We start from the raw sequence: 21,197 nt of genomic DNA on the forward strand, positions 1-21,197 counted from the left end.
GACTCGGTTACCCTGATCCGCAGAAGGTGACGGAGGTTGACATGCGCACGGATCAGGGCGCGTCGGAAACCCGGCTCATGTTGCAGGGCTACGGGCTTACGACCGCCGAGCTTTACTACCGGATGCCGGATTACCGGCATGTCCTGAACAGCTTCATCTGGCAGGAGTATGACCTGGCCCCGGACTACCCCGAATTGTTCCGCTTCATCGAATTCTGGCAGGAAAAGATCGAAGGCCCCCTGCATTCGGTGCGCTTCTGCCACCGCAAGCTGATCGCGCCGGGCGAGTGGCGGAATGTCGTGGGCGAATTCCGGCTGCATTAGCCACGGTGGACGGCAGGCGGCGCTTCGGGTAGGAGGGCGGCCTTGTTCAACGGGTGCGATGGCATGGCGGAAGTGACGACAACGGCAGGGCAGACGGCGCTTCGCCACGCCGCACGGCTGTCTGTCGCGCCTATGATGGACTGGACCGACCGCCATTGCCGGGTGTTCCACCGCCAGATCAGCCAAAAGGCGCTGCTTTACACCGAAATGGTGACCGCCCCGGCGGTGATCCATGGCGACCGCGATAGGCTTCTGGGCTTTGACGCGGGCGAACATCCGGTGGCCCTGCAACTGGGCGGCTCGGACCCGGCGGACCTGGCGCGGGCGACGCGGATCGCGGCGGAGTATGGGTATGACGAGATCAACCTGAATGTCGGCTGCCCGTCGGACCGGGTGCAATCGGGCTGTTTCGGCGCCGTGCTGATGGAACGTCCGGCGCTGGTCGCCGATTGCGTCGCGGCGATGATCGCGGGTTCGCCGGTGGAGGTGACGGTGAAGTGCCGCATCGGGGTGGACGATCAGGTCCCGGAAGAGGTGCTGCCCGCCTTCCTGCAAACCGTCTCTGCCGCCGGTGTCCGCCGCTTTGCCATCCATGCGCGCAAGGCCTGGCTTCAGGGCCTCAGCCCGAAGGAGAACCGGGATGTTCCGCCGCTGGACTATCCGCTTGTCCACAGGATGAAGGCGGCGTTCCCGGATCTGCATATCTCCGTCAACGGCGGCATCGCGCGGCTGGATCAGGCGGTGGCGTTTCTGGAGAGCGGTCTTGACGGCGTGATGATCGGCCGCGCGGCCTATCATGAGCCTTATGAGGTTCTGGGCCGGGCTGACGCGGTGATCTTCGGCGGGCCCGAGGGACCGGACCGTTTCGAGGTGATCGACCGGATGCGGCCCTATATCGCCGCGCATCTGGCGGCGGGCGGGCGGCTGCATCAGATCACGCGCCACATGCTTGGCCTGTTCCACGGCCAGCCCGGCGCGCGCGGCTGGCGGCGCATCCTGTCGGAACGCGCCAACGCCCCCGGCGCGGGGCTTGAGGTCATCGACGCGGCGCTGGCCCCGGTGCGAGCCGAGGCGGCCTGACCGCCGCAAAGGACGGGCGGCGCATCAGGGCACGCCCGCCTGAAGCGTGTCGCGTTCAGTTGCGGTCACGCGATACGCTTCAACCCTTTGATGTCGCGTGTTCGAGAAGCACGAATACCGGTTCCCACCTTTCACCCAACAACGCCTCTAGCGGAACCCAAGCAGGGGATCGGCGCAGATGGCCTTGGGCGTGACCTCGGTCGGGGCGTCACGCTTGCGGCGCAGGAAGGCGACCAAGGGTTCGAGGTTGTCGCCCCAGCTGGCGACGGCAGCGTCGAACCCGGCGCGGTCGTCCTTGAACACCTTTCGGCCCGTGGTCCCCCAGAAGGCTTCAAGATCGAGACCCTCGCCGGGATCGCCCGGAATGGCCATGAGGCTTGGCAAGGACAGGGTCAGAAAGAGGGCGAGCCTGTCTTTGGGCTGGACCGGATCGTAGGGATCGGTCGGTAGCGCCAGGAGCTTCTGTTCGAGATCGCCCAGGAACGCGATCGCGCTGAGCAGGGCGTGGCGACGTTTCTCGGACCCGCTTTGCGGCGGCGACTGGAGCATCGGCAGGATGCTGCGGACCTCACATCCCGCAAGGGCGTGTGCCGACTGGTCGTAGAGGATCGGGAGATAGCGCGCGGCGGTGAAGGCGGTCTCATCCCCGCGATAGAAGTCAAGCGTGCCCGCGCCAAGGTCGAGGGTGAATCCGGTTTCGGTCGGGCTAAGCTGCGCCCTGTTCAGCAAGGTGATGAGCGGGCTGGTGTAATAGGTGGCGGCAGATTGGCCGGTCGTCTCCTCAAGGTGGGGATCGACATGCGCAGTGTCGTCGAGGGTGATGTCGGTGAGCGTGACGAGGACGTCTTCAAGCGTGGCGCGCATGGTGGCGGCATGGGCCGAGGTGCGGCAATCGCCCTTTTCCTTGCAGGCCAGCACGTCAATCGGCATGGCGCTGGAAAAGGCGATGTCGAGCGTTTCGCCTTTGATATGCAGCGTGGCATAGCGCGGAAGCTGGTCATCGGGCTAGATATGGGTGCCAAGCATGAAATCGCCCTGCGGCAGCGGTTCGGCCATCAGCGGTGTGGCGGCGAGGAGGGCAACGGGGGTGAGGCCACGCAGAAACATCGGCTTTCCTTCGTTACGACGACGGCCCCCCCTGTAACGCGGAGGCCGGGGCGAAGAAAAGTCCCGCTGGCCGGAATTAGATGTGAGGATCTGGCGGGCTATAGCATTTCGGGTTTGGACTGAATCAGAATTCGAACTTATTTCGTTCGAATTCTGATACTTACCTTCTCATCGCAAACCCGAAACGCTTTAGGCAATCTCCGCGGGCAAGGGCCGCAGCAGCACCCAAAGCGCCAGCGCCAGCGCGGCCAGCGCGCAGGCGGCGATGGCCGCGACCATCGGCACCGCCGTGCCGTCGAAGAACGGTCCCGACAGCATCACCACCGCGCCGCCCGCCAGCATCTGAAGCGTCCCGCCCAGCGATGAGGCGAGGCCCGCAATCTCTCCATGCGGGTCAAGCGCCATCACCATCGTTGTCGGGATCACGAGGCCGAGACAGGCATTGCCCATGAAAAGCCCCGCGATCAGCAAGGGCAGCCCGCCGATCCCGGCCGCCACGACCGCCAGCGTCAGAAGGGCGAAGACCGCGAAACCCGCCGTCGCCCACAGAACGACGCGCCGCGCGCCGAAACGCTGGCCCAGCGTCGCGGCCATCTGGCTGGCGCTGAAGAACCCGATCGCATTGGCCGCGAAGGCCAGCGAGAATTGCGTCGGCGTCAGGCCGAATTGCCCGGTATAGACAAAGCTGGCGGAGGCGAGGAAGACGAAGAAGCTTGCCATGCCGAAGCCGCCGGTGAAGGTCAGGCCCATGAAGACGCGGTCGCCCAGCAGATGCCGCGCGCCGGAGAGAAGCCGCCCGGCGCTGACCGGGACGCGATCCTCGGGCCGCAAGGTCTCGGGCAAGAGAAACGCGATCATCAGAAGGCTGAGAAGGCCCGCGATGGCCAGCACGCCGAAAATCGCGCGCCAGTCGGCCACCGCGATCACTGCCGACCCGGCCAAGGGTGCCAGCATGGGTGAGACGGAGATCACCAGCATGATCGCCGCCATCATCCGCGTCGCCTCATGCCCCGTATGCATGTCGCGGATGATCGCGCGCGGCACCACCATCACCGCTGCCGCGCCAAGCGCCTGAACAAAGCGCCAGCCGATCAGCGCGCCGATGGAGGGCGCGAGGTAGCAGCCCGCCGTGCCGATCAGATAGATCGCGACGCCAAGGTAAAGCGGCGGTTTGCGCCCGGACTGGTCCGCCCATGGCCCATAGACCAGCTGCGCGATCCCGAAGGCGAGGAAATAGGCCGAAATCGTCGTCTGCACCCCGGCGACATCGGCATTCAGGCCCCGCGCGATCTGCGGCATCGCGGGCAGGTACATGTCGATGGAAAACGGCCCGATGCAGGACAAAAGCCCCAGCACCAGAGCCGAGCGGAAAAGCCCGTTCCTCATATCCTCATCCTGTGGTGAGTGGCCCCGAAGGGCGCATCCGTTCGCGGCGCGCAGGGTAGGCCGATGCCGGGCGGGGTCAAGGGGGCTTCCGGGGCGCCGGGCCTCCCGACCTCTCTGCCACTGGCAAAAGCGGCGCGGGCGGGGTAGCAAGCGGGAAAGCCTTGCCAGGACCGCCGCCATGCCAGCCTTCGCCGATCTTCTGCCGATGATCCTTCTCCTCCTTGCCATCGGCGCCTTTGCAGGCGTGATCGCGGGGCTTCTGGGGGTGGGGGGCGGCATCATCCTTGTGCCGGCCTTCTTCTACGCCTTTTCCGGCCTTGGCTACGGCGGGCCGGACCTGATGCAGGTCTGCCTTGCGACCTCTCTGGCGACCATCATCGTGACCTCGATGCGGTCCGTGCTGGCGCATAACCGCAAGGGCGCGGTGGACTGGTCGATCCTGAAGGGCTGGGGGCCGGGGATCGCCATCGGCGCGGTGCTGGGGGTTCTGGTCGTGGCACAGCTGCGCACGCCGGTGCTTCAGGCGATCTTCGGCTCGCTGGCATTGGTCGTGGCCTTCTACCTTGGCTTCGGGCGGGCCGAATGGCGGCTGGGCGCGGCGATGCCGGTGGGGATCGGGCGGGCGATCCTGTCGCCGGTCGTGGGGTTCCTGTCGGTCCTGATGGGGATCGGCGGCGGGTCCTTCGGCGTCCCGTTGATGAGCCTTTATGCCACCCCCATCCACCGCGCCGTCGCCACGGCGGCGGGCTTTGGCGTGATGATCGCCGTGCCTTCCGTCGCGGGCTTCCTGCTGACCCCGGTCACGGGCGCGCCGCCCTATACGGTGGGCGCGGTCAACCTGCCGTCCTTCGTCCTCATCATCGCCATGACGCTGATGACCGCGCCCTTGGGCGTGAAACTGGCCCATGCGATGGACCCCAAGCCCCTGCGGCGCATCTTTGCGGCCTTCCTCGCCGTGGTGGCGCTGAACATGCTGCGCAAGGCGCTGGGGTGGTGACGGGCTTTGCCGACCGCGGCTGGGCGCATTTCGGGGCCGAGCCCGCGGTGGCAGACTGGGCGGCGGCCGCGCTGGCCACGCTGAAGGGCAGGGCGCTGGAGGATTTGCGCCTGGGCGGCACCTGGGACGTGGGGCTTGAGGGGCTGGCGAATGACAAGACCGGCGCCGTGGGCGGGGTGCCGCTGCAAGGGGCCGCGATTGCCCTGGCGCGTAGGCTTTACGGCGATCTGCCCCTGCACCGCGCGCAGGTCTCCACCGTGCTGCCCGGCTATCCGCGCCCGTCAGAGGATGAAAGCCCCGCCGCCTTCGCCTATCGCCGCGACCGCGACTCGGCGCATGTCGACGGGTTGTTGCCCATCGGCCCCGACCGCCGAAGGCAGGTGCGCGAACCGCATGCCTATATCCTCGGCCTGCCGCTGACCGACTGTGATGCGGGCGCAAGCCCTCTGGTCCTGTGGGAGGGCAGCCACCGGATCATGGCCCGCGCCTTCGCCGGGGTTCTGGACAGCGTGGCCGAGGCGGACCGCCCGACAACGGACGTGACAGAGGCCTACCATGCCGCAAGGCGCGAGGTCTTCGCGACCTGCCCGCGTATCGTCGTCCCCAACCGCCCCGGCGAGGCGCTGCTGATCCACCGCCTGACGCTGCACGGCATCAGCCCGTGGGCCGAGGGCGCGAAGGCCCCCGAAGACGGCCGGATCGTCGCCTATTTCCGGCCGGTGCTGGGAAGCGTCGCGGCGTGGATGCGGCCCTGACCCCGTAGGGTGGGCTTTCAACCCGCCATGCCTGAACCCGCAGGACGGTCGGTTCCTTGATCCCTTCCATCACGCGCCCGCCGATGACAGCCGTGACCGCCCGGGGGCGCCCTTCGACAACGGACAGGATCGCCGCTGCCGACGCTTGCGCGCGCGGCGGCGAACCTCTAAACCTCAGCGACGCGCCCCTATAGCTCAGCTGGTAGAGCGTCTGATTTGTAATCAGAGGGTCGGGAGTTCGAGTCTCTCTGGGGGCACCATCACGCCATTGGAACCGAATTAGGGCCCTTTGGGTCCGGGGCTTGCGGACGGGTACGCCCTCCCTCCGACTCCACTTTACATACCGACCATAAGCGAAGCTTCTGGCACTACTAGGGACACGCCAGCGGAAGGAGGACGCAATTCGCTTTATGTCTGTTTCCAAAGCGGAAACAATGATGGAAAGCGGGTGGTGGACTGGGTCGGCGATAAGATGCCGTCAAGGGGGGCGGGTGTTCGCCGACCGCGATCGGGTGCCGGTCAGTTCAGCACTGAAAACCCTTGCTTTTCGAACGGATTTCGTGCCTCGGCCCCGAACAGCGCGTCGTAGAAAGCCCGGTCGGCGGGGTCGGTTGCATTGGAGAGAAGCGCGACCGGATAGATGATCGGCGGATGGCTGCCTTCGGGGAATGTTGCCGTTACGGTGACATTGTCGCTGGCCGCCGCATCGGTCGCATAGACGATGCCAAAGGGTGCCTCGCCGGTCGAAACCAGCGCCAGCGCGGCGCGGACATTGTCGGCCTGCGCGACCGAAGGGGCGACGCCCTCCCACAGTCCCAGCGCGCCCAGGGCGGCCTTGCCATATTGCCCCGCAGGCACCGCATCGACCAGCGCCATGGCAAGCTTGCCGCCGCCCAAGAGCCCGACAAGGTCGAGGTCCGGGCCGATGTCCACCGCCGCCGCCCCCTTGCCATGCGCGATCAGGACCAGCGTATTGCCCAGCAGGTCCGCCCGTGCGCCTTTCTGGATAAAAGCGGCCTTCTCCACCTCATCCATCCAGCCGGCATTGGCCGAAAGGTAAAGGTCGGCGGGCGCCCCGGCGACGATCTGGCGTGCAAGCTGGCCCGAGCCCGCATAGCTGATCGTCACGGTATTGCCGGTCTCCGCCCCCCACCGGGCCGCGAAATCGTCGAGGCCGTTTTTCAGCGAGGCGGCGGCGAAGACGACGACCTCTTCGGCATGAAGCGGCGCGGCGAGGGCGAGGGTCAGGGCAAAGGCAGAGGCGACGGGGCGTAGCATGGGGTCCTCATGGGATATGTTTTGTGAAACATATCCAGCCGCACGCCTTCGGTGCAAGCGTTATTTTCCGTCAGACATATCCGGCGGCACCCGCAACATCGCCTCCAGCGCCGCGATATCCTCACGCGCGGCGGCGCGGGCGGCCTCGACCACCCGGCGATAGCGGGTCAGCACCTCTTCCCCTGCGTCCGTCAGATGCGCGCCCCCGCCGCCCGGCCCGCCACGGGCGCTCTGGATCAGGGGCAGGGTGAAGGCGGCGTTCATCTCCTCCACCAACAGCCAGGCGCGCTTGTAGCTCATCCCCATGCCGCGCCCGGCGGCGGAGATCGACCCCGTCTCACGAATACGCTCCAGCAGCTCCGCCTTGCCGGGGCCAAGCATCGCGTCGTCGAAAAGAATGCGGAGTTTCAGTTCGGTCATCTTGTCCCCGGGGGCGGCATTGCCCCCATCTTCCCCGCAAGCCGCCGCGCTGGCAAGGACCGGGTCGGGCAGGGGAGGTGGTAGGCCCGGAGGGACTCGAACCCCCAACCAAGGCGTTATGAGCGCCCTGCTCTAACCAATTGAGCTACAGGCCCGGCCTGACGTTTCACTAAGCCGGGTCTCGGGCCGGGTCAACGCATTTACAAACGCGGCGCGGCGTGACCAACTGAACCCAGCGGGAGGGCGTGAGGTGCCGGGGTTTTGGCGGGTGACATCTGTTTACGGGCTGGCGGCGATCCTTTCGGAGGCGTTGCTTCTATTGGCAAGCGGCATCACGTTTCGATCCGGCACCGGGGTGTTTTATGCGATATGCCTGATCCTCTCGCTGCTCTGTCCCGCCCTTGTGGCGGGGCTAGGCTTTGGGCGACACAGCGGCCGGGCGCCGGTGTCGTCCGAGGCATGGCGATTTGGCGGATGGTTTGCTGCACTTCAGGGCGCCCTGACCGGTCTGCTGGTGTTGTTCATCGCGCAGGATTTTCTGGCAGAAGAACCCGACGGGGCGGTGATTCTGGCCGTCATTGTGGTCGTCTATACCCTCGCCGCGCTGCTGATATCGCGCTACGCCTTCCCCTTCGGCGCGCGGCAGGCCGTCCGGGCGCGGGGTCGGCGCTGATCGCGCGTTGCCCCCGGAGACGGATTCGGGTATCGCGGCGGCGATGGATTCCGGGGGATACCATGACGACGAAGAACGGACTGACCTATGCAGCGGCCGGGGTCGATATCGACGCAGGCAACGCGCTGGTCGAACGGATCAAGCCTGCCGCGAAACGCACCGCGCGGGCAGGGACCATGGCGGGGCTTGGCGGGTTCGGGGCGCTTTTCGACCTGAAGGCCGCGGGCTACACCGACCCGATCCTTGTCGCCGCGACCGATGGCGTGGGAACCAAGCTGCGCATCGCCATCGACACCGGGAACGTGGACACGATCGGCATCGACCTTGTCGCGATGTGCGTCAACGATCTGGTCTGCCAGGGGGCGGAGCCCTTGTTCTTCCTCGACTATTTCGCGACCGGCAAGCTTGACGTCGATCAGGCCACGCGGATCGTCGAGGGCATCGCCGAGGGCTGCGCGCAGTCGGGCTGCGCGCTGGTGGGGGGTGAGACGGCAGAGATGCCGGGCATGTATCACGGCGGCGATTTCGACCTTGCGGGCTTTGCCGTGGGTGCGATGGAACGCGGCGCGGACCTGCCTGCGGGCGTGCTAGCGGGCGACCGGCTGATCGGGCTTGCCTCGAACGGGGTGCATTCGAACGGCTATTCGCTGGTGCGCAAGGTGGTGGAGAAATCGGGGCTTGGCTGGGCTGCCGCCTCACCCTTCGGGGACGGCACGCTTGGCGCGGCCTTGCTGGCGCCGACGCGGCTTTACGTCAAGCAGGCGCTGGCGGCGGTGCGGGCGGGGGGCGTTCATGGCCTTGCCCATATCACCGGCGGCGGGTTGACGGAAAACCTGCCCCGCGTCCTTCCCGAAGGCCTGGGGGCCGAAATCGACCTGACCGCCTGGCGCCTGCCGCCGGTCTTCGCCTGGCTGAACGAGGTTGCCGGGATGGAGCAGGCGGAACTGTTGAAAACCTTCAACTGCGGCATCGGCCTGATCCTTGTCGTCGAGGCTGGGCGCGAGGCGGCGCTGTCGGCACTGCTGGCCGAGGCGGGCGAAACCGTGATCCCGCTGGGCAGCGTCACCGAAGGGCAGGGGGTGTCTTATCAAGGCACGCTCGCTTGAAGCGCGTCGCGATCCTGATTTCGGGCGGCGGGTCGAACATGGTGGCGCTGGCCGAAAGCATGGCGGGCGACCATCCCGCGCGGCCGGTTCTGGTCCTGTCGAACGACCCCGAGGCTGGCGGGCTGGCCAAGGCCGCCGCGATGGGGATCGCCACCGCCGCCGTCGATCATCGCCCCTTCGGCAAGGATCGCGCGGGGTTCGAGGCGGAGTTGCTGAAACCGCTGATGGAGGTGGCGCCCGACATCGTCTGCCTTGCGGGCTTCATGCGGGTGTTGACCCCCGGCTTCGTGAACCATTTCGCGGGCCGGATGCTGAACATCCACCCCTCGCTCCTGCCGAAATACCCCGGCCTGCACACCCATCAACGTGCCCTTGACGCGGGCGACGCCGAAGCCGGCTGCACGGTGCATGAGGTGACGCCGGTTCTTGATGACGGGCCGATTTTGGGACAGGCGCGGGTGCCGGTCAAAGCGGGCGACACGGCCGAGACGCTCGCCGCACGGGTGCTGGTGCAGGAACACAGGCTTTATCCCGCCGTCCTGCGCCGCTTTGCCGAAGGCGACCGCCGCCCCGTGCTTTTGTGACCCGGCGGGGACGGCGCGCAATTTTTCCGCGCCGCTGCCCTTCCAATGCCGCCATCGCTGCCCTATGAGGGCCGAACCCTGCGGGACGACCCCGCGCCGAACGGACCCTCAATGCGCACGATCACCACGACCGAAGACCTTGCCCGCTTTTGCGAAGCCGCCAAGTCCCAGCCCTACGTCACCGTCGACACCGAATTCCTGCGTGAACGGACGTATTATTCCAAGCTCTGCCTGATCCAGATGGCCCTTCCCGGCGAGACGGGCGAAGCGGTCCTGATCGACCCCTTGGCCAAGGACCTGTCTCTGGACCCGGTCTATGACCTCTTCCGCCATGAAGGCACGGTGAAGGTCTTCCACGCCGCCCGGCAGGATCTTGAGATCTTCTTTGTCGAGGGCAATGTCTTTCCCCGCCCGCTTTTCGACACGCAGGTCGCGGCGATGGTCTGCGGCTTTGGCGATCAGGTCGGCTATGAGACGCTTGTGCGCAAGATCGCGCGCCAGTCGCTCGACAAGACCTCGCGCTTCACCGACTGGTCGCGCCGCCCGCTGAGCGAGGCGCAGAAGACCTACGCGCTGGCCGATGTCACCCATCTGCGGGTGATCTATGAGTTTCTGGCCAAGGAGCTTGACCGCACCGGCCGCCAGAAATGGGTGGAGGAGGAGTTGGGCATCCTTCTGGACCCCGAAACCTATATCACCCGGCCGGATGAGGCGTGGAAGCGGGTCAAGACGCGCACCACATCGGGCAAGTTTCTGGCGCTGGTGCGCGAACTGGCGCGGTTCCGCGAGGATTACGCGCAAACCCGCAACGTGCCGCGCAGCCGTGTCTTCAAGGACGATGCGCTTCTTGAACTGGCCTCGACAAAGCCGTCCTCGGTCGAGGAACTGGGCCGCTCTCGCCTTCTTTTGCGCGAAGGGCGCAAGCCCGAGATCGCCGACGGCATCCTTGCCGCCGTGAAGGCCGGGCTTGCGGCCAGGCCCGAGGATCATCCGAAACCCGACACCTCACGCGATCAGATTCAGGTCGATTCGGCGCTGGCCGATCTTTTGCGGGTGCTGCTGAAGGCGAAATCCGAAGCCGAGGGCGTGGCGCAAAAGCTGATCGCGTCGTCGGCCGATCTGGACATGCTGGCGGCCGGGGGGCGGGATATTCCCGCGCTGAAAGGCTGGCGCGGCGAGGTTTTCGGCAAGGACGCGCTGCGGCTTTGCAAGGGCGAGATTGCGCTGTCCGCCAAGGGCGGCGCGGTGCGCGTGGTGCAGGTCTAGTCCCGGCTTAGCGGGCGACCGACCGGCTGTTTGTCGCCCCTTCCACCACGATCCGGCTGACGTCCTGAAGACGGATGTCCGACAGGAACACCGCCGCCGTCAGTTCCCGCGATTGCGGGGTGGAAACGCGGCGCGCCTCGGGCGGCTGGCTGACGACAAAGCGATAGGTCAGCGTGCCATTGTCGGCCACGCCGTCATTGACCGGCAGAAGGGCAGCTTCCCACCAGCCCTGCGTCGGCGGCAGGCCGGTCGCGTGGATGATCGCGCCGCCGGGCTGGCGGGCCACTTCAAGCGCCGTGACCTGCTGGACAAGGGGGCGGGGGTCGCCGGGAACGGCCTCGACCACCTGCACCTGTTCGCTTTTCGATTTTCCGAACCAGTTGAACGGGTTGAGCTTGCTGTCGCGGACCCGCGCACAGCCGGTAACGGCGATCGTGGCGACCAGCAGGGCGGCGATCGGTGTTCTCATTGTCTGTCCCCCGTTCATTCCCGTCTTGGGTAGCCCAATTGCGCCGCGCTGAAAAGAGGTCGCGGGGCTGGACCTTGGCCGCGTGCGGCATTACGTCCATCCCATCAACGGGAGAACGCGGATGGCCAGCGCCGCCTTTGAGGATATTGCCGAAACGTTCGAGTTTCTCGACGACTGGGAGGATCGCTATCGCCATGTGATCGAGCTTGGCAAGGCGATGCCGGGGCTGGACGACGCGGTGAAGGTGCCCGCGACCAAGGTCGACGGCTGCGCCAGCCAGGTCTGGTTCCTGCCGCGAATCGAAGGGCAGGGTCCGGGCGCGCGGTTTGACTTTGACGGCGACAGCGACGCGATGATCGTGCGCGGGCTGATCGCGATCCTGAAGGCGCTTTATTCCGGTCTCAGCGTCGACGAGGTGCTGCGCGTCGATGCGGCGGTCGAGATGGGGCGGCTGGGGCTGGACAAGCACCTGTCATCGCAACGCTCAAACGGGTTGAAGTCGATGATCGGGCGGATCAACGCGCTGGCAGGCGCCGCGAAGGGCTAAAGCCGCGCCAGCGCGGTTTTCAGATCGCCATAGCCGGTGAAGCGGCGGACATAGCGCAGGCCCAGCCGGTCGGCGCAGTCCTTCGCCTTGGCATCCAGCGCCGGATCGTCGGTCTGCGCCTGATAGACCAGCCGGTCGTAATTGCCAAAGAGCATGTCGCGCAGTTCCGGGTGCCGGTCGAGGCCCATCGGCTTCCACACGAAGGCATCGAACTGACGGACCAGAAAATCGGTCAGGTAAAAGGCGCCGATTTCGTCCTCGGCGTGTTCGGCGAAGCGATCATTGCCTTCAAAAAACGAATAACAATGCGGGCCTGCGATCATCTCGACGCCCAGTTCCTTGCACTTTTCGAACAACTGGCCGCCCGTGCCGCAATCGGCATAGACCACGAAGACGGCCGAGTAGTCGTCACGGTGCTTCCTGACCGTCTCTTCCACCGCCACCGTGATCCGGTCGGGCCAGAGGTGCAGGTTGGCGGGCAGGCAGGTCAGGTCCAGATGGGTCCAGCCATTCGCCGCCTTCAGGTCGATGATCTCGCGCGCCAGGGCACCGCAGGCGATCAGCAGGACGCGGCCGACCGCCTCGGGCGCCAGCCCGTCTTCGGTCAGGACCCGGTCGCTGGGCAGCGTCATGTCCGCCTCCAGGCCAGAAGCACACCCGCCGCCAGAAGCGGCACGATGGCCCAACCGCCCGCGACACCGGCGGGAAGCATCGCGGCCACGCCCACGCTCAGCGCGGCGGCGCCCATGACAAGGGCGAGGAGCATGAAAAAGCGGCGTGGCGGCATGGGCGACTCCTTTCCCCCAATCTGGGGCGTCGCGGTGGAATTGAAAAGACCCGCAGGGCAGGCCATTTGTCCGAGGTCAACGAAAACCCGGCGCGACGGATTTAGGCTATGCCCGCGTTCAATGACGGGACCGCCCGCGAAGGGCGGCAGATGAGGGACCGAAATGGCAGAAAGCGACGGCAAGGACCTTGAGGCGATGCTCGCCAGCGCGAAGCGCGGCCGGGGCGGGTGGCGTTGGGCGCTGATCGCCGTGGTCGCGGCGGCCCTTGCCGGGGGTGCCTTCCTGTATAGCCGCGCCGGGTCCTCGGGCGGCACGACCTATGTCACCGAACCTGCCACCAAGGGCGATCTTGTCGTCACCGTCACCGCGACCGGCACCGTGCAGCCGACGACCGAGGTTGCCGTTTCGTCCGAGCTGTCCGGCACGCTGGCGACGGTTGAGGCGGACTACAACGATGAGGTCAAAGTCGGGCAGGTCCTTGCCCGGCTCGATGACACGAAATTCCGCGCGCAGGTGTCGAACGCCGAGGCGGCCCTTGCCGCCGCCCGCGCGCAACTGGCGCAGGCCGAGGCGGGCGAGCGTGAGGCGACCGCGCTTTTCGACGCGCAGGCGGAACTGGAAAAGCGCGGCGTCGTCAGGCGGACCGATTTCATCAGCTATCAGGCAAGCAAGGACCGCGCCGCCGCCGCCGTCGATGCCGCCAAAGCCTCGCTGACCTTGGCCGAGGCGAACCTTGCGCTGGAACAGGACGATCTGGCGAAATCGGTGATCCGCTCACCCATCAACGGGGTTGTCCTCAGCCGCGACGTTTCGGCCGGGCAGATCGTCGCCGCCTCCCTCTCTGCCCCCACGCTTTTCACCCTGGCCGAGGATCTGCGCCAGATGCAGCTTCTGGTGGATATTGATGAGGCCGATATCGGCCAGGTGAAGGTCGGCGATACCGCGACATTCACCGTCGATGCCTATCCGGGGCGCAGCTTCCCCGCAACGATCACGCAGGTGCGGTTTTCGCCCGAGACGACCGACGACGTCGTGACCTACAAGGGCGTTCTGGCGGTCGATAACGCCGAGCTGCTCCTGCGCCCCGGCATGACCGCGACCGCGACCATCACGGTGGCGGAGGAGCAGGGCCGCTTGCTCGTCCCCAACGCCGCGCTTCGCTACGCCCCGCCGCAGGCGGTGGCCGAGGACAGCGGCGGCAGCGGGTTGATCGGCCTCATCATGCCGCGTCGGCGGGGCGAGCGTAGCGGCAATGCCACCGGCAAGGCCGTCTGGGTACTGCGCGGCGAGGTGCCGACCGAGGTCGCCGTCACCCCCGGCGCGACGGACGGGCGGCAGACCGTCATCACCGCCGGTGACCTCGCCGAAGGCGATCCGGTCATCACCGACCAGCGCAGCGCCGCACCATGACCGGCCCGCTGATCGAGCTGAAGGGGATCACCCGCCATTACGGCAGTGGCGAGGCGCTGGTGCGCGCGCTCGACGGGGTGGACCTTGCCATCGGCAAGGGCGAATTCGTGGCGATCATGGGCCCCTCAGGCTCGGGCAAGTCCACCGCGATGAACATCATCGGCTGCCTCGACCGGCCCACCGGCGGCAGCTACCGTTTCAACGGGGTTGAGGTCGGCACCCTCGATCAGGATCAGCGCGCCATCCTGCGGCGCCATTTCCTTGGCTTCGTCTTTCAGGGCTTCAACCTTCTGCCCCGCACCACCGCGCTTGAGAATGTCGAACTGCCGCTGATCTACAAGGGCCAGCCAAGGGCCGAACGCAGGGCGCGCGCCATGGATGCGCTGGCCCGTGTCGGCCTTCAGGGGCGTGAACATCACAGCCCGGCGGAGCTGTCCGGCGGCCAGCAGCAGCGCGTCGCCATCGCCCGCGCGCTGGCGAGCGAACCGATGGTGATCCTTGCCGATGAGCCGACCGGCAACCTCGACACCAAGCGCAGTGTCGAGATCATGGAGCTTCTGGTGCGGCTGAACCGCGACGCCGGGCTGACCATCGTCATGGTCACGCATGAAGAGGACATGGCCGCCTTCGCAAGCCGCCTTGTCGTCTTCACCGACGGCCGCGTGGTCCGCGACGAGGCGGTCGGGGAAAGGGTCGGCTGATGCTGTGGGAAACCGTTCGTCTGGCCCTGACCGCGATCCGGCGCAACGTCCTGCGGTCGTTCCTGACCGTCCTTGGCGTCGTGATCGGCGTCGCCGCCGTCATCGCCATGGTGACGGTCGGGCAGGGGTCCTCGCAACAGGTGGCGTCGAGCGTGGAATCGCTTGGCACCAATGTCCTGATCGTGCGTCCCGGCACGCAGATCATGGGGCCAGGGTCGCGCAACTCCGCGCCGCCCTTCAAGCTGGCCGATGTCACAGCGCTTGGGGACCTGCCCGCGCTGGAGGCCGTCGCGCCGGTCGTCACCACCTCGGAAACCGCGGTTTTCGGCAACATGAACCGCATGACCTCGGTCACCGGGACAACCGCGGCCTATCTTGACATCGGCGGGTGGGAACTGGCGCGGGGACGCCGCTTCACCTCGGTCGAGGATCGCACCGGCGCCAATGTCTGCATCATCGGCGAAACGGTGCGCACCGCACTTTTCGGCGCCACCGACCCGACGGGGGAGAAGATCCGGCTGAAGGCGATCTCCTGCGAGGTGATCGGCCTTCTGGTCGCCAAGGGCGCGGGCTCTTTCGGGCAGGATCAGGACGACATCGTCATCATGCCGGTCCGCACCGTCCAGCGCCGCCTTCTGGGCAGTCAGGATGTCTCGACGATCATGATGCAGGTGGCGCCGGGTGTGTCCTCGGACCGCGCCATCGGGGATATTCAGGCGCTGTTGCGCGAAAGGCGGCGGATTTCGCTGGGCGAGGATGACAATTTCGCCGTCATGGACATGAAGGAACTGGCCACGATGCTGAACTCGGTCAACGCGGTGCTGACCGGGCTTCTTTCCTCCGTCGCGGCGGTCAGCCTGCTGGTCGGCGGGATCGGGATCATGAACATCATGCTGGTCTCGGTCACCGAACGGACGCGGGAGATCGGCATCCGTCTGGCCGTCGGGGCCGAGGCGCGTCAGGTCCTGATGCAATTCCTGGTCGAGGCGGTGGTGCTGTCGGTCCTTGGCGGGGTGATCGGCATCGCGCTTGGCCTTGGCCTTGCCTATGTCGCGGCGCAATTCATGGCGATCCCCTTCACGCCCGGCCTCGGCACCATCCTTCTGGCCTTCGGCTTTTCGGCGGCGGTGGGGATGGTCTTCGGCTTCTTCCCGGCGCGGGCGGCGGCCCGGCTTGACCCGATCGAGGCGCTGCACCACCAATAGCAAAGAAAACGCCCCCCGGCCGGACCGGAGGGCGTTGAAAACATTGGTGGATTGATCCGGGGATCAGGCCATCTTGTTGTGCTTGCGCGCGATGAAGTCCTTGGCGGTCTGCACGGCGACGGCGGCGTCGCGGCAATAGGCGTCGGCACCGATGGCCTTGCCGAATTCCTCGTTCAGCGGCGCGCCACCGACCAGCACGATATAGTCGTCGCGCATGCCCTTTTCCTTCAGCGTGTCGATCACGACCTTCATGTAGGGCATCGTCGTGGTCAGGAGCGCCGACATGCCGAGGATATCGGCGCCTTCGGCTTCCAGCGTCTCAAGGTATTTCTCGACCGGGTTGTTGATGCCGATATCGACGACCTCAAAGCCCGCGCCTTCCATCATCATGCCGACAAGGTTCTTGCCGATGTCGTGGATGTCGCCCTTCACGGTGCCGATGACCATCTTGCCGACGCGCGGCGCGCCGGTTTCGGCCAGAAGCGGCTTCAGGATCGCCATGCCCGCCTTCATCGCGTTCGCGGCCAGAAGCACTTCCGGCACGAACAGGATGCCGTCGCGGAAGTCGGCGCCGACGATCGTCATGCCCGCGACAAGCGCCTTGGTCAGAACGTCATAGGGCGCCCAGCCACGGCCCAGAAGAATGTTGACGCCTTCCTCGATCTCTTCCTTGAGACCGTCGTAAAGGTCGTCATGCATCTGAAGGACAAGCTCTTCGTCGTCCAACTCGCTGAGAATGATTTCGTCGTCGGCCATTGCGTATCTCCTGGCGGTTCTGAACGTCTTAATGCGACCAATGCGCGCTTGTCACTTGGCAATTTGCGACATGGCCCGATGCTCCGGCGACGTCGGGGAAGGCGGGGCGCCATCGGGGCCGCGCAGGGGCTTGCAAAATGTTCTCTTTATGTTCCATTGTCGGCCATGCCCCTGCCGCCACCCGATCCCTTCCTGCGCCTCAAGGCGCGTGGCGCCGCCACCAACCCCTCCGGCCGGTTCGAGCCGCAGGAAAGGTCGGTCGCGCATGACGGCTGGGACATGGCTGAGGACGAAAGGCTGCTCAGGACCGAGGTCAGCGTCGAACGCCCGCGCAGCGTCATCAACCATGTCGCTTCGCCGGACCTGCCCTTCGACCGCACGATCAACCCCTATCGCGGCTGCGAACACGGCTGCACCTATTGCTTCGCCCGGCCGGGGCATTCCTATCTGGGCCTGTCGCCGGGCCTCGATTTCGAAACGAAGCTGATCGCGCGGCCCGACGCGCCGGCGGTGCTGGCGCGCGAACTGGCGCGCCCGAAATACCGGATGAACACCATCGCCATCGGCACCAATACCGATCCCTACCAGCCGATCGAGAAGACCTGGCGCGTGATGCGTGGCCTCCTGACGGTGCTGTCGGACTGGAACCACCCGGTCGGTATCGTCACCAAGGGCACGCTGATCGAACGCGACATCGACATCCTCGCCGACATGGCGCGCCGCAACCTCGTCCATGTCGGCGTCTCGGTCACGACGCTCGACCCCGCGCTTTCCCGCGCGATGGAGCCACGCGTGCCGCCCCCCGCCCGCCGCCTTGCCACGATCCGCCGCCTTGCCGACGCGGGCATCCCGGTGCGCGTCATGGTCTCGCCCGTTATCCCGGTCCTGACAGAGCCGGAGATTGAGGCGATCCTTGAGGCGGGCGCAAGGGCCGGGGCGGGGGCGGCCAGCTGGATCCTTCTGCGCCTGCCCTATGAGGTGGCGCCCTTGTTCCGCGACTGGCTGGCGCGGGCCTGTCCGGGGCAGGCGGCCCATATCCTGAACCGGCTGCGCGCGATGCGGGGCGGGGCCGATTACGACGCCGACTGGGGCAAGCGGATGCGGGGCGAGGGGCCGTTCGCGGAGCTGATCGCGCGCCGCTTCACGGTTGCCACCCGCCGCCTCGGCCTCGACCGGCCGCTGCCGCCGCTCGACCGCACACGATTCGCGCCGCCGCCGCGCCCCGGCGATCAGCTGTCGCTTTTCTGAGTGCCTATTTCATCTTGCCCGAGATACCTCGGGGGGGCCATCGCAGGGCGGCGGGGGCAGCGCCCCCTCCCGCGCCTTCAGCCGCGCCGACGCCCGCGCCGCTCGCGCGCCGGTCCCGCATCGTCGCCGGTCCCGTCATTGGCCGAGGAAAACCCGCCAAGCGTCCCGGCAATCTCGTCCAGCGTCGGGCGCGGGCCTTTCGGGCGGCTTTCCAGCGCCGCGCGCATCGCCTTCAGATGCTCGGGCATCGTGCCGCAGCAGCCGCCGATGATCGTCGCGCCGCAATCGCGCGCCATCACCGCATATTCGGCCATCAATTCCGGGGTGCCGTCATAATGGATATGCCCGTCATGGTATTTCGGGATGCCCGCATTGCCCTTGGCGATGATCGGCCGCTCCGGCCCCGCCGCGACAAAACCAAGCACCGTGCGCAGAAGATCGGCCGCGCCAACCCCGCAATTCGCGCCGAAGGCCAGGGGCGGCGTCGAAAGCTTGTCCACCATCGCCACCATCTGCGCCGAGGTCAGGCCCATCATCGTGCGCCCCGCGGTGTCGAAACTCATCGTGCCGCACCAGGGCATGCCGACCCTGGCGAAGGCTTCGGCGGCGGCCTGGAATTCCTCCTGCGCGCTGATCGTCTCGACCCAAAGAACATCGGCCCCGGCGTCTTTCACCGCCTCGGCCTGCTCGTGGAATATCTCCACCGCCAGCTCATGCGTCAGCGCGCCCATCGGTGCCATGATCTCCCCCGTCGGGCCGATGGAGGCGGCGACGACCACCGGGCGACCGGCCTTGTCGGCGATCTCGCGCCCCAGCGCGACGCCCGCCGCGTTGATCTCGCGCACCCGGCCTTGGGCGTTGTGCAGCTTCAACCGGCTCGCATTGCCGCCGAAGGTATTGGTCAGGAAAATGTCGCTCCCCGCCTCGACCGCGCCGCGATAAAGGGCGCGGATATTGTCGGGCTGGTCGATGTTCCACAGTTCCGGCGCCTCACCCGAGGCCAGCCCCATGTTGAACAGGTTCGTGCCGGTCGCGCCATCGGCCATCAGCCAGTCGCGTTCGCCAAGCAGGCGGGAGAGGAGGTCGCTCATGGAATTCCTTTCTGGAATAATTCGGCCGGTCCCGGCGTCGGCGCCAGCATAAGGGCTGCGCGGCACTGCGGCCAGAGCCGAGATGGGCGGGGCCTTTCAAGAAAACGGGGCGCGACCGTCAGGCCCGCCCCGAACAGATGTCACGTCCTTCGGGCGCGCGCGGGGGCCTCAGGCCTCGTCCATCAGCTGGCGCTTGGCCTCGGCCATCAGCTCGATCATCTTGGTGCGGATCGTCGTCTCATCGGCGTGGCTGCCAAGATCGCCCGCCAGCTTGCGGTAGACATCCTCATCCCCCGCTTCCTCGAAATCGGCGGCGACCACTTCCTTGGCATAGCTCGCGGCGGCATCGCCCGACTTGCCCATCAGCCCGGCGGCCCAGAGGCCCAGAAGCTTGTTGCGGCGCGCCTCGGCCTTGAACTTCATTTCCTCGTCATGGGCGAACTTGCTCTCAAAGGCGTTTTCGCGGTCGTCAAAGGTCGTCATTCCCGGCCTCGTCTGCATGGTTGCGTTGGTCCCCATATGCCCGCCCGCCCGCGCGCGCGCAAGCTCTGACAGGCAAGGAATTGGCCCAAGGCGCCCTCGAACCCGCGCTTTGGCCCGAAACAGCCGCCAATTCGGCCAAGTCGCGCCAAAATCGCCGGGGATACTGAAGGAAGCGTTAAGATGACGGGGTATGAGGCAGGCTATGGGTATTTTCACCGCGATCCGCGAAAAACCGACCGACAGGGTCGCGCGGGCCACATTAAGCTTGCCGCTCCTGATCGCGGCGGGCGAAGGCCGTCCGGCCGCGGCCGAACTGACCCGCGTCAGCAATATCTGCGCCTATTCGCCGGTCTTTCAGGCCATCGGCCCCGCGCGCACGCATGAGATCGCGCTCGACCTGCTCGACCAGCTTGAGGAAAAGGGCAAGGCGGCGCTTCTGGCCCGCGCCCGGCGCGCCCTACCGCCGAAACTGCGCGAAACGGCCCTTTGCCTTGCAATCCGCACCGCGCTCGCCGAAGGCACGCTGTCGGATGCCGACTATGCCACGATCAAGGCCATGGCGCAGGAGATGGAGATCCCCTCGGACACCGTCGCCCGCATGTTCGAGGTGATGGTGATGCTTCAGCGCGCCGCCGCCTGACCGCTTCCGCCCCGCGACCCCCGGTCTGATCCTTGCGGGATCACGCGCCTTGTCCTATAGGGGCGCCTGAGGCCCGGACGGGTCCGCAGAGGGAAGGGGCGTTCCATGGCACCGCGTCGCAAGAAGGTTTACGAGGGCAAGGCCAAGATTCTCTACGAAGGCCCCGAACCCGGCACCTTCGTGCAATATTTCAAGGACGACGCCACCGCCTTCAACGCGCAGAAGAAGGCGACGATCGAGGGCAAGGGCGTCCTGAACAATCGCCTCAGCGAATTCTTCATGCAGGGGCTGACCAATATCGGCATCCCCAACCACTTCATCCGCCGCATCAACATGCGCGAGCAGCTCATCCGGCAGGTTGAGATCATCCCGCTGGAAGTCATCGTGCGCAACTTCGCCGCAGGCTCCATCGCCAAGCGTCTGGGGATGGAGGAAGGCACGCCACTGCCGCGCCCGATCGTCGAATACAGCTACAAGAACGACGCGCTCGGCGATCCGATGGTCAGCGAGGAATACATCCTCGCCTTCGGCTGGGCCAACCAGCAGGACATGGACGACATCGTGCAGATCGCGCTTCGGGTGAACGACTTCCTGTCGGGCATCTTCTACGGCGTCGGCATCAAGCTGATCGACTTCAAGATCGAGATCGGCCGCATCTGGGAAGGCGATTTCATGCGCCTCATCGTTGCCGACGAGATCAGCCCGGATTCGTGCCGGCTCTGGGACATCAAGTCGGGCCAGAAGCTTGACAAGGATGTCTTCCGCCGCGACCTCGGCAGCCTGACGGACGCCTATTCCGAGGTCGCCCGCCGCCTTGGCGTCTTGCCGAACCAGGCGACGCATATGACCAAACCGACGCTGATCAACTGAAAGGCCGTGATGCG

25 protein-coding genes and 2 tRNA genes are annotated in these 21,197 nt (G+C 66.5%); 16 read left to right on the plus strand and 11 right to left on the minus strand.

Going from position 1 to position 21,197, the window contains the following annotated elements:
• The first annotated feature begins 41 nt into the window (after positions 1-41).
• Complete coding sequence (locus LX70_RS00595) at positions 42-323, plus strand: usg protein (RefSeq protein WP_105512607.1); 282 nt, start codon at positions 42-44, stop codon at positions 321-323.
• 63 nt (positions 324-386) lie between these two features.
• On the plus strand, positions 387-1,403 hold the full coding sequence (gene dusA / locus LX70_RS00600) for a tRNA dihydrouridine(20/20a) synthase DusA (protein WP_105512608.1): 1,017 nt from the start codon (positions 387-389) through the stop codon (positions 1,401-1,403).
• A gap of 147 nt (positions 1,404-1,550) precedes the next feature.
• Here the strand turns inward: dusA and LX70_RS00605 are convergent, their stop codons facing one another.
• Positions 1,551-2,333 (minus strand): hypothetical protein, encoded by a 783-nt coding sequence (locus LX70_RS00605; protein WP_105512609.1) that lies wholly within the window; start codon positions 2,331-2,333, stop codon positions 1,551-1,553.
• 366 nt (positions 2,334-2,699) lie between these two features.
• Positions 2,700-3,896: a multidrug effflux MFS transporter gene (locus tag LX70_RS00610; protein ID WP_105512610.1), complete on the minus strand. Its 1,197-nt coding sequence runs from the start codon at positions 3,894-3,896 to the stop codon at positions 2,700-2,702.
• A 178-nt stretch (positions 3,897-4,074) separates the two neighbouring features.
• Here LX70_RS00610 and LX70_RS00615 point away from each other — a divergent pair, with 178 nt between their 5' ends.
• From LX70_RS00615 to LX70_RS00625, 3 genes are all read left to right on the plus strand, one after another.
• Positions 4,075-4,893: a sulfite exporter TauE/SafE family protein gene (locus LX70_RS00615; protein WP_105512611.1), complete on the plus strand. Its 819-nt coding sequence runs from the start codon at positions 4,075-4,077 to the stop codon at positions 4,891-4,893.
• On the plus strand, positions 4,890-5,648 hold the full coding sequence (locus LX70_RS00620) for a phytanoyl-CoA dioxygenase family protein (RefSeq protein WP_342747653.1): 759 nt from the start codon (positions 4,890-4,892) through the stop codon (positions 5,646-5,648). The genes LX70_RS00615 and LX70_RS00620 overlap by 4 nt, the downstream gene beginning before the upstream one ends.
• A gap of 184 nt (positions 5,649-5,832) precedes the next feature.
• Positions 5,833-5,908, plus strand: a tRNA-Thr gene (locus LX70_RS00625).
• 259 nt (positions 5,909-6,167) lie between these two features.
• Here the strand turns inward: LX70_RS00625 and modA are convergent.
• The 3 genes from modA to LX70_RS00640 form a co-directional block, all read right to left on the minus strand.
• Positions 6,168-6,926: a molybdate ABC transporter substrate-binding protein gene (modA, locus tag LX70_RS00630; protein WP_105512613.1), complete on the minus strand. Its 759-nt coding sequence runs from the start codon at positions 6,924-6,926 to the stop codon at positions 6,168-6,170.
• A gap of 60 nt (positions 6,927-6,986) precedes the next feature.
• The gene (locus LX70_RS00635; protein WP_245884885.1) at positions 6,987-7,346 is read right to left on the minus strand and encodes a winged helix-turn-helix domain-containing protein; all 360 of its coding nucleotides are present in this window, start codon (positions 7,344-7,346) and stop codon (positions 6,987-6,989) included.
• Positions 7,347-7,424: 78 nt separating this feature from the next.
• Positions 7,425-7,501: transfer RNA gene (locus LX70_RS00640), tRNA-Ile, on the minus strand.
• 113 nt (positions 7,502-7,614) lie between these two features.
• Here LX70_RS00640 and LX70_RS00645 point away from each other — a divergent pair.
• From LX70_RS00645 to rnd, 4 genes are all read left to right on the plus strand, one after another.
• A complete protein-coding gene (locus tag LX70_RS00645) occupies positions 7,615-8,019 on the plus strand; it encodes an ABZJ_00895 family protein (RefSeq protein WP_105512614.1) in 405 nt (134 codons plus the stop codon).
• 62 nt (positions 8,020-8,081) lie between these two features.
• Positions 8,082-9,125, plus strand: a complete 1,044-nt coding sequence (gene purM / locus LX70_RS00650) for a phosphoribosylformylglycinamidine cyclo-ligase (protein ID WP_105512615.1) — start codon at positions 8,082-8,084, stop codon at positions 9,123-9,125.
• Positions 9,122-9,709 (plus strand): phosphoribosylglycinamide formyltransferase, encoded by a 588-nt coding sequence (gene purN, locus LX70_RS00655; protein WP_105512616.1) that lies wholly within the window; start codon positions 9,122-9,124, stop codon positions 9,707-9,709. Before purM ends, purN begins: the two co-directional genes overlap by 4 nt.
• A 111-nt stretch (positions 9,710-9,820) precedes the next feature.
• Positions 9,821-10,975, plus strand: a complete 1,155-nt coding sequence (rnd, locus tag LX70_RS00660) for a ribonuclease D (protein ID WP_105513525.1) — start codon at positions 9,821-9,823, stop codon at positions 10,973-10,975.
• 7 nt (positions 10,976-10,982) lie between these two features.
• On the opposite strand, the gene LX70_RS00665 is transcribed toward rnd, so the two are convergent.
• Positions 10,983-11,444 carry a hypothetical protein gene (locus LX70_RS00665; protein ID WP_105512617.1) on the minus strand — a complete coding sequence of 154 codons (462 nt, stop codon included), beginning with the start codon at positions 11,442-11,444 and terminating at the stop codon, positions 10,983-10,985.
• A gap of 121 nt (positions 11,445-11,565) precedes the next feature.
• Here LX70_RS00665 and LX70_RS00670 point away from each other — a divergent pair, with 121 nt between their 5' ends.
• Positions 11,566-11,991 (plus strand): SufE family protein, encoded by a 426-nt coding sequence (locus LX70_RS00670; RefSeq protein WP_105512618.1) that lies wholly within the window; start codon positions 11,566-11,568, stop codon positions 11,989-11,991.
• Here LX70_RS00670 and LX70_RS00675 read toward each other — a convergent pair.
• Positions 11,988-12,623: a DUF1638 domain-containing protein gene (locus LX70_RS00675; RefSeq protein ID WP_105512619.1), complete on the minus strand. Its 636-nt coding sequence runs from the start codon at positions 12,621-12,623 to the stop codon at positions 11,988-11,990. The two genes, LX70_RS00670 and LX70_RS00675, sit on opposite strands and share 4 nt — an antisense overlap.
• Positions 12,620-12,778, minus strand: a complete 159-nt coding sequence (locus LX70_RS20590) for a hypothetical protein (RefSeq protein ID WP_170076088.1) — start codon at positions 12,776-12,778, stop codon at positions 12,620-12,622. The genes LX70_RS00675 and LX70_RS20590 overlap by 4 nt, the downstream gene beginning before the upstream one ends.
• Positions 12,779-12,941: 163 nt before the next feature.
• On the opposite strand from LX70_RS20590, the gene LX70_RS00685 reads away from it, so the two are divergent.
• From LX70_RS00685 to LX70_RS00695, 3 genes are read left to right on the plus strand one after another with little or no spacing between them, the layout of a single operon-like run.
• A complete protein-coding gene (locus LX70_RS00685; protein WP_105512621.1) occupies positions 12,942-14,189 on the plus strand; it encodes an efflux RND transporter periplasmic adaptor subunit in 1,248 nt (415 codons plus the stop codon).
• The gene (locus LX70_RS00690; protein ID WP_105512622.1) at positions 14,186-14,890 is read left to right on the plus strand and encodes an ABC transporter ATP-binding protein; all 705 of its coding nucleotides are present in this window, start codon (positions 14,186-14,188) and stop codon (positions 14,888-14,890) included. Before LX70_RS00685 ends, LX70_RS00690 begins: the two co-directional genes overlap by 4 nt.
• Entirely contained in the window at positions 14,890-16,095 is a 1,206-nt protein-coding gene (locus LX70_RS00695; RefSeq protein WP_105512623.1) for an ABC transporter permease, read from the plus strand. The genes LX70_RS00690 and LX70_RS00695 overlap by 1 nt, the downstream gene beginning before the upstream one ends.
• Positions 16,096-16,158: 63 nt before the next feature.
• On the opposite strand, the gene LX70_RS00700 is transcribed toward LX70_RS00695, so the two are convergent.
• The gene (locus tag LX70_RS00700; RefSeq protein ID WP_105512624.1) at positions 16,159-16,851 is read right to left on the minus strand and encodes a corrinoid protein; all 693 of its coding nucleotides are present in this window, start codon (positions 16,849-16,851) and stop codon (positions 16,159-16,161) included.
• Between the two features lie 165 nt (positions 16,852-17,016).
• Here LX70_RS00700 and LX70_RS00705 point away from each other — a divergent pair, with 165 nt between their 5' ends.
• Positions 17,017-18,099, plus strand: coding sequence for a PA0069 family radical SAM protein (locus tag LX70_RS00705; protein ID WP_105512625.1), 1,083 nt, complete (start codon positions 17,017-17,019; stop codon positions 18,097-18,099).
• Between the two features lie 77 nt (positions 18,100-18,176).
• On the opposite strand, the gene bmt is transcribed toward LX70_RS00705, so the two are convergent.
• Positions 18,177-19,190 (minus strand): betaine--homocysteine S-methyltransferase, encoded by a 1,014-nt coding sequence (bmt, locus tag LX70_RS00710; RefSeq protein ID WP_105512626.1) that lies wholly within the window; start codon positions 19,188-19,190, stop codon positions 18,177-18,179.
• A gap of 168 nt (positions 19,191-19,358) precedes the next feature.
• Positions 19,359-19,673, minus strand: a complete 315-nt coding sequence (locus LX70_RS00715; protein WP_105512627.1) for a DUF1476 domain-containing protein — start codon at positions 19,671-19,673, stop codon at positions 19,359-19,361.
• Between the two features lie 202 nt (positions 19,674-19,875).
• On the opposite strand from LX70_RS00715, the gene LX70_RS00720 reads away from it, so the two are divergent.
• Positions 19,876-20,313 carry a tellurite resistance TerB family protein gene (locus LX70_RS00720; protein WP_105512628.1) on the plus strand — a complete coding sequence of 146 codons (438 nt, stop codon included), beginning with the start codon at positions 19,876-19,878 and terminating at the stop codon, positions 20,311-20,313.
• A 105-nt stretch (positions 20,314-20,418) separates the two neighbouring features.
• A complete protein-coding gene (gene purC, locus LX70_RS00725) occupies positions 20,419-21,183 on the plus strand; it encodes a phosphoribosylaminoimidazolesuccinocarboxamide synthase (protein WP_105512629.1) in 765 nt (254 codons plus the stop codon).
• Positions 21,184-21,197 lie beyond the last annotated feature (14 nt).

This window comes from Albidovulum denitrificans, from assembly GCF_002973535.1.
In the GTDB taxonomy this organism is placed as follows: Bacteria; Pseudomonadota; Alphaproteobacteria; order Rhodobacterales; family Rhodobacteraceae; genus Albidovulum; species Albidovulum denitrificans.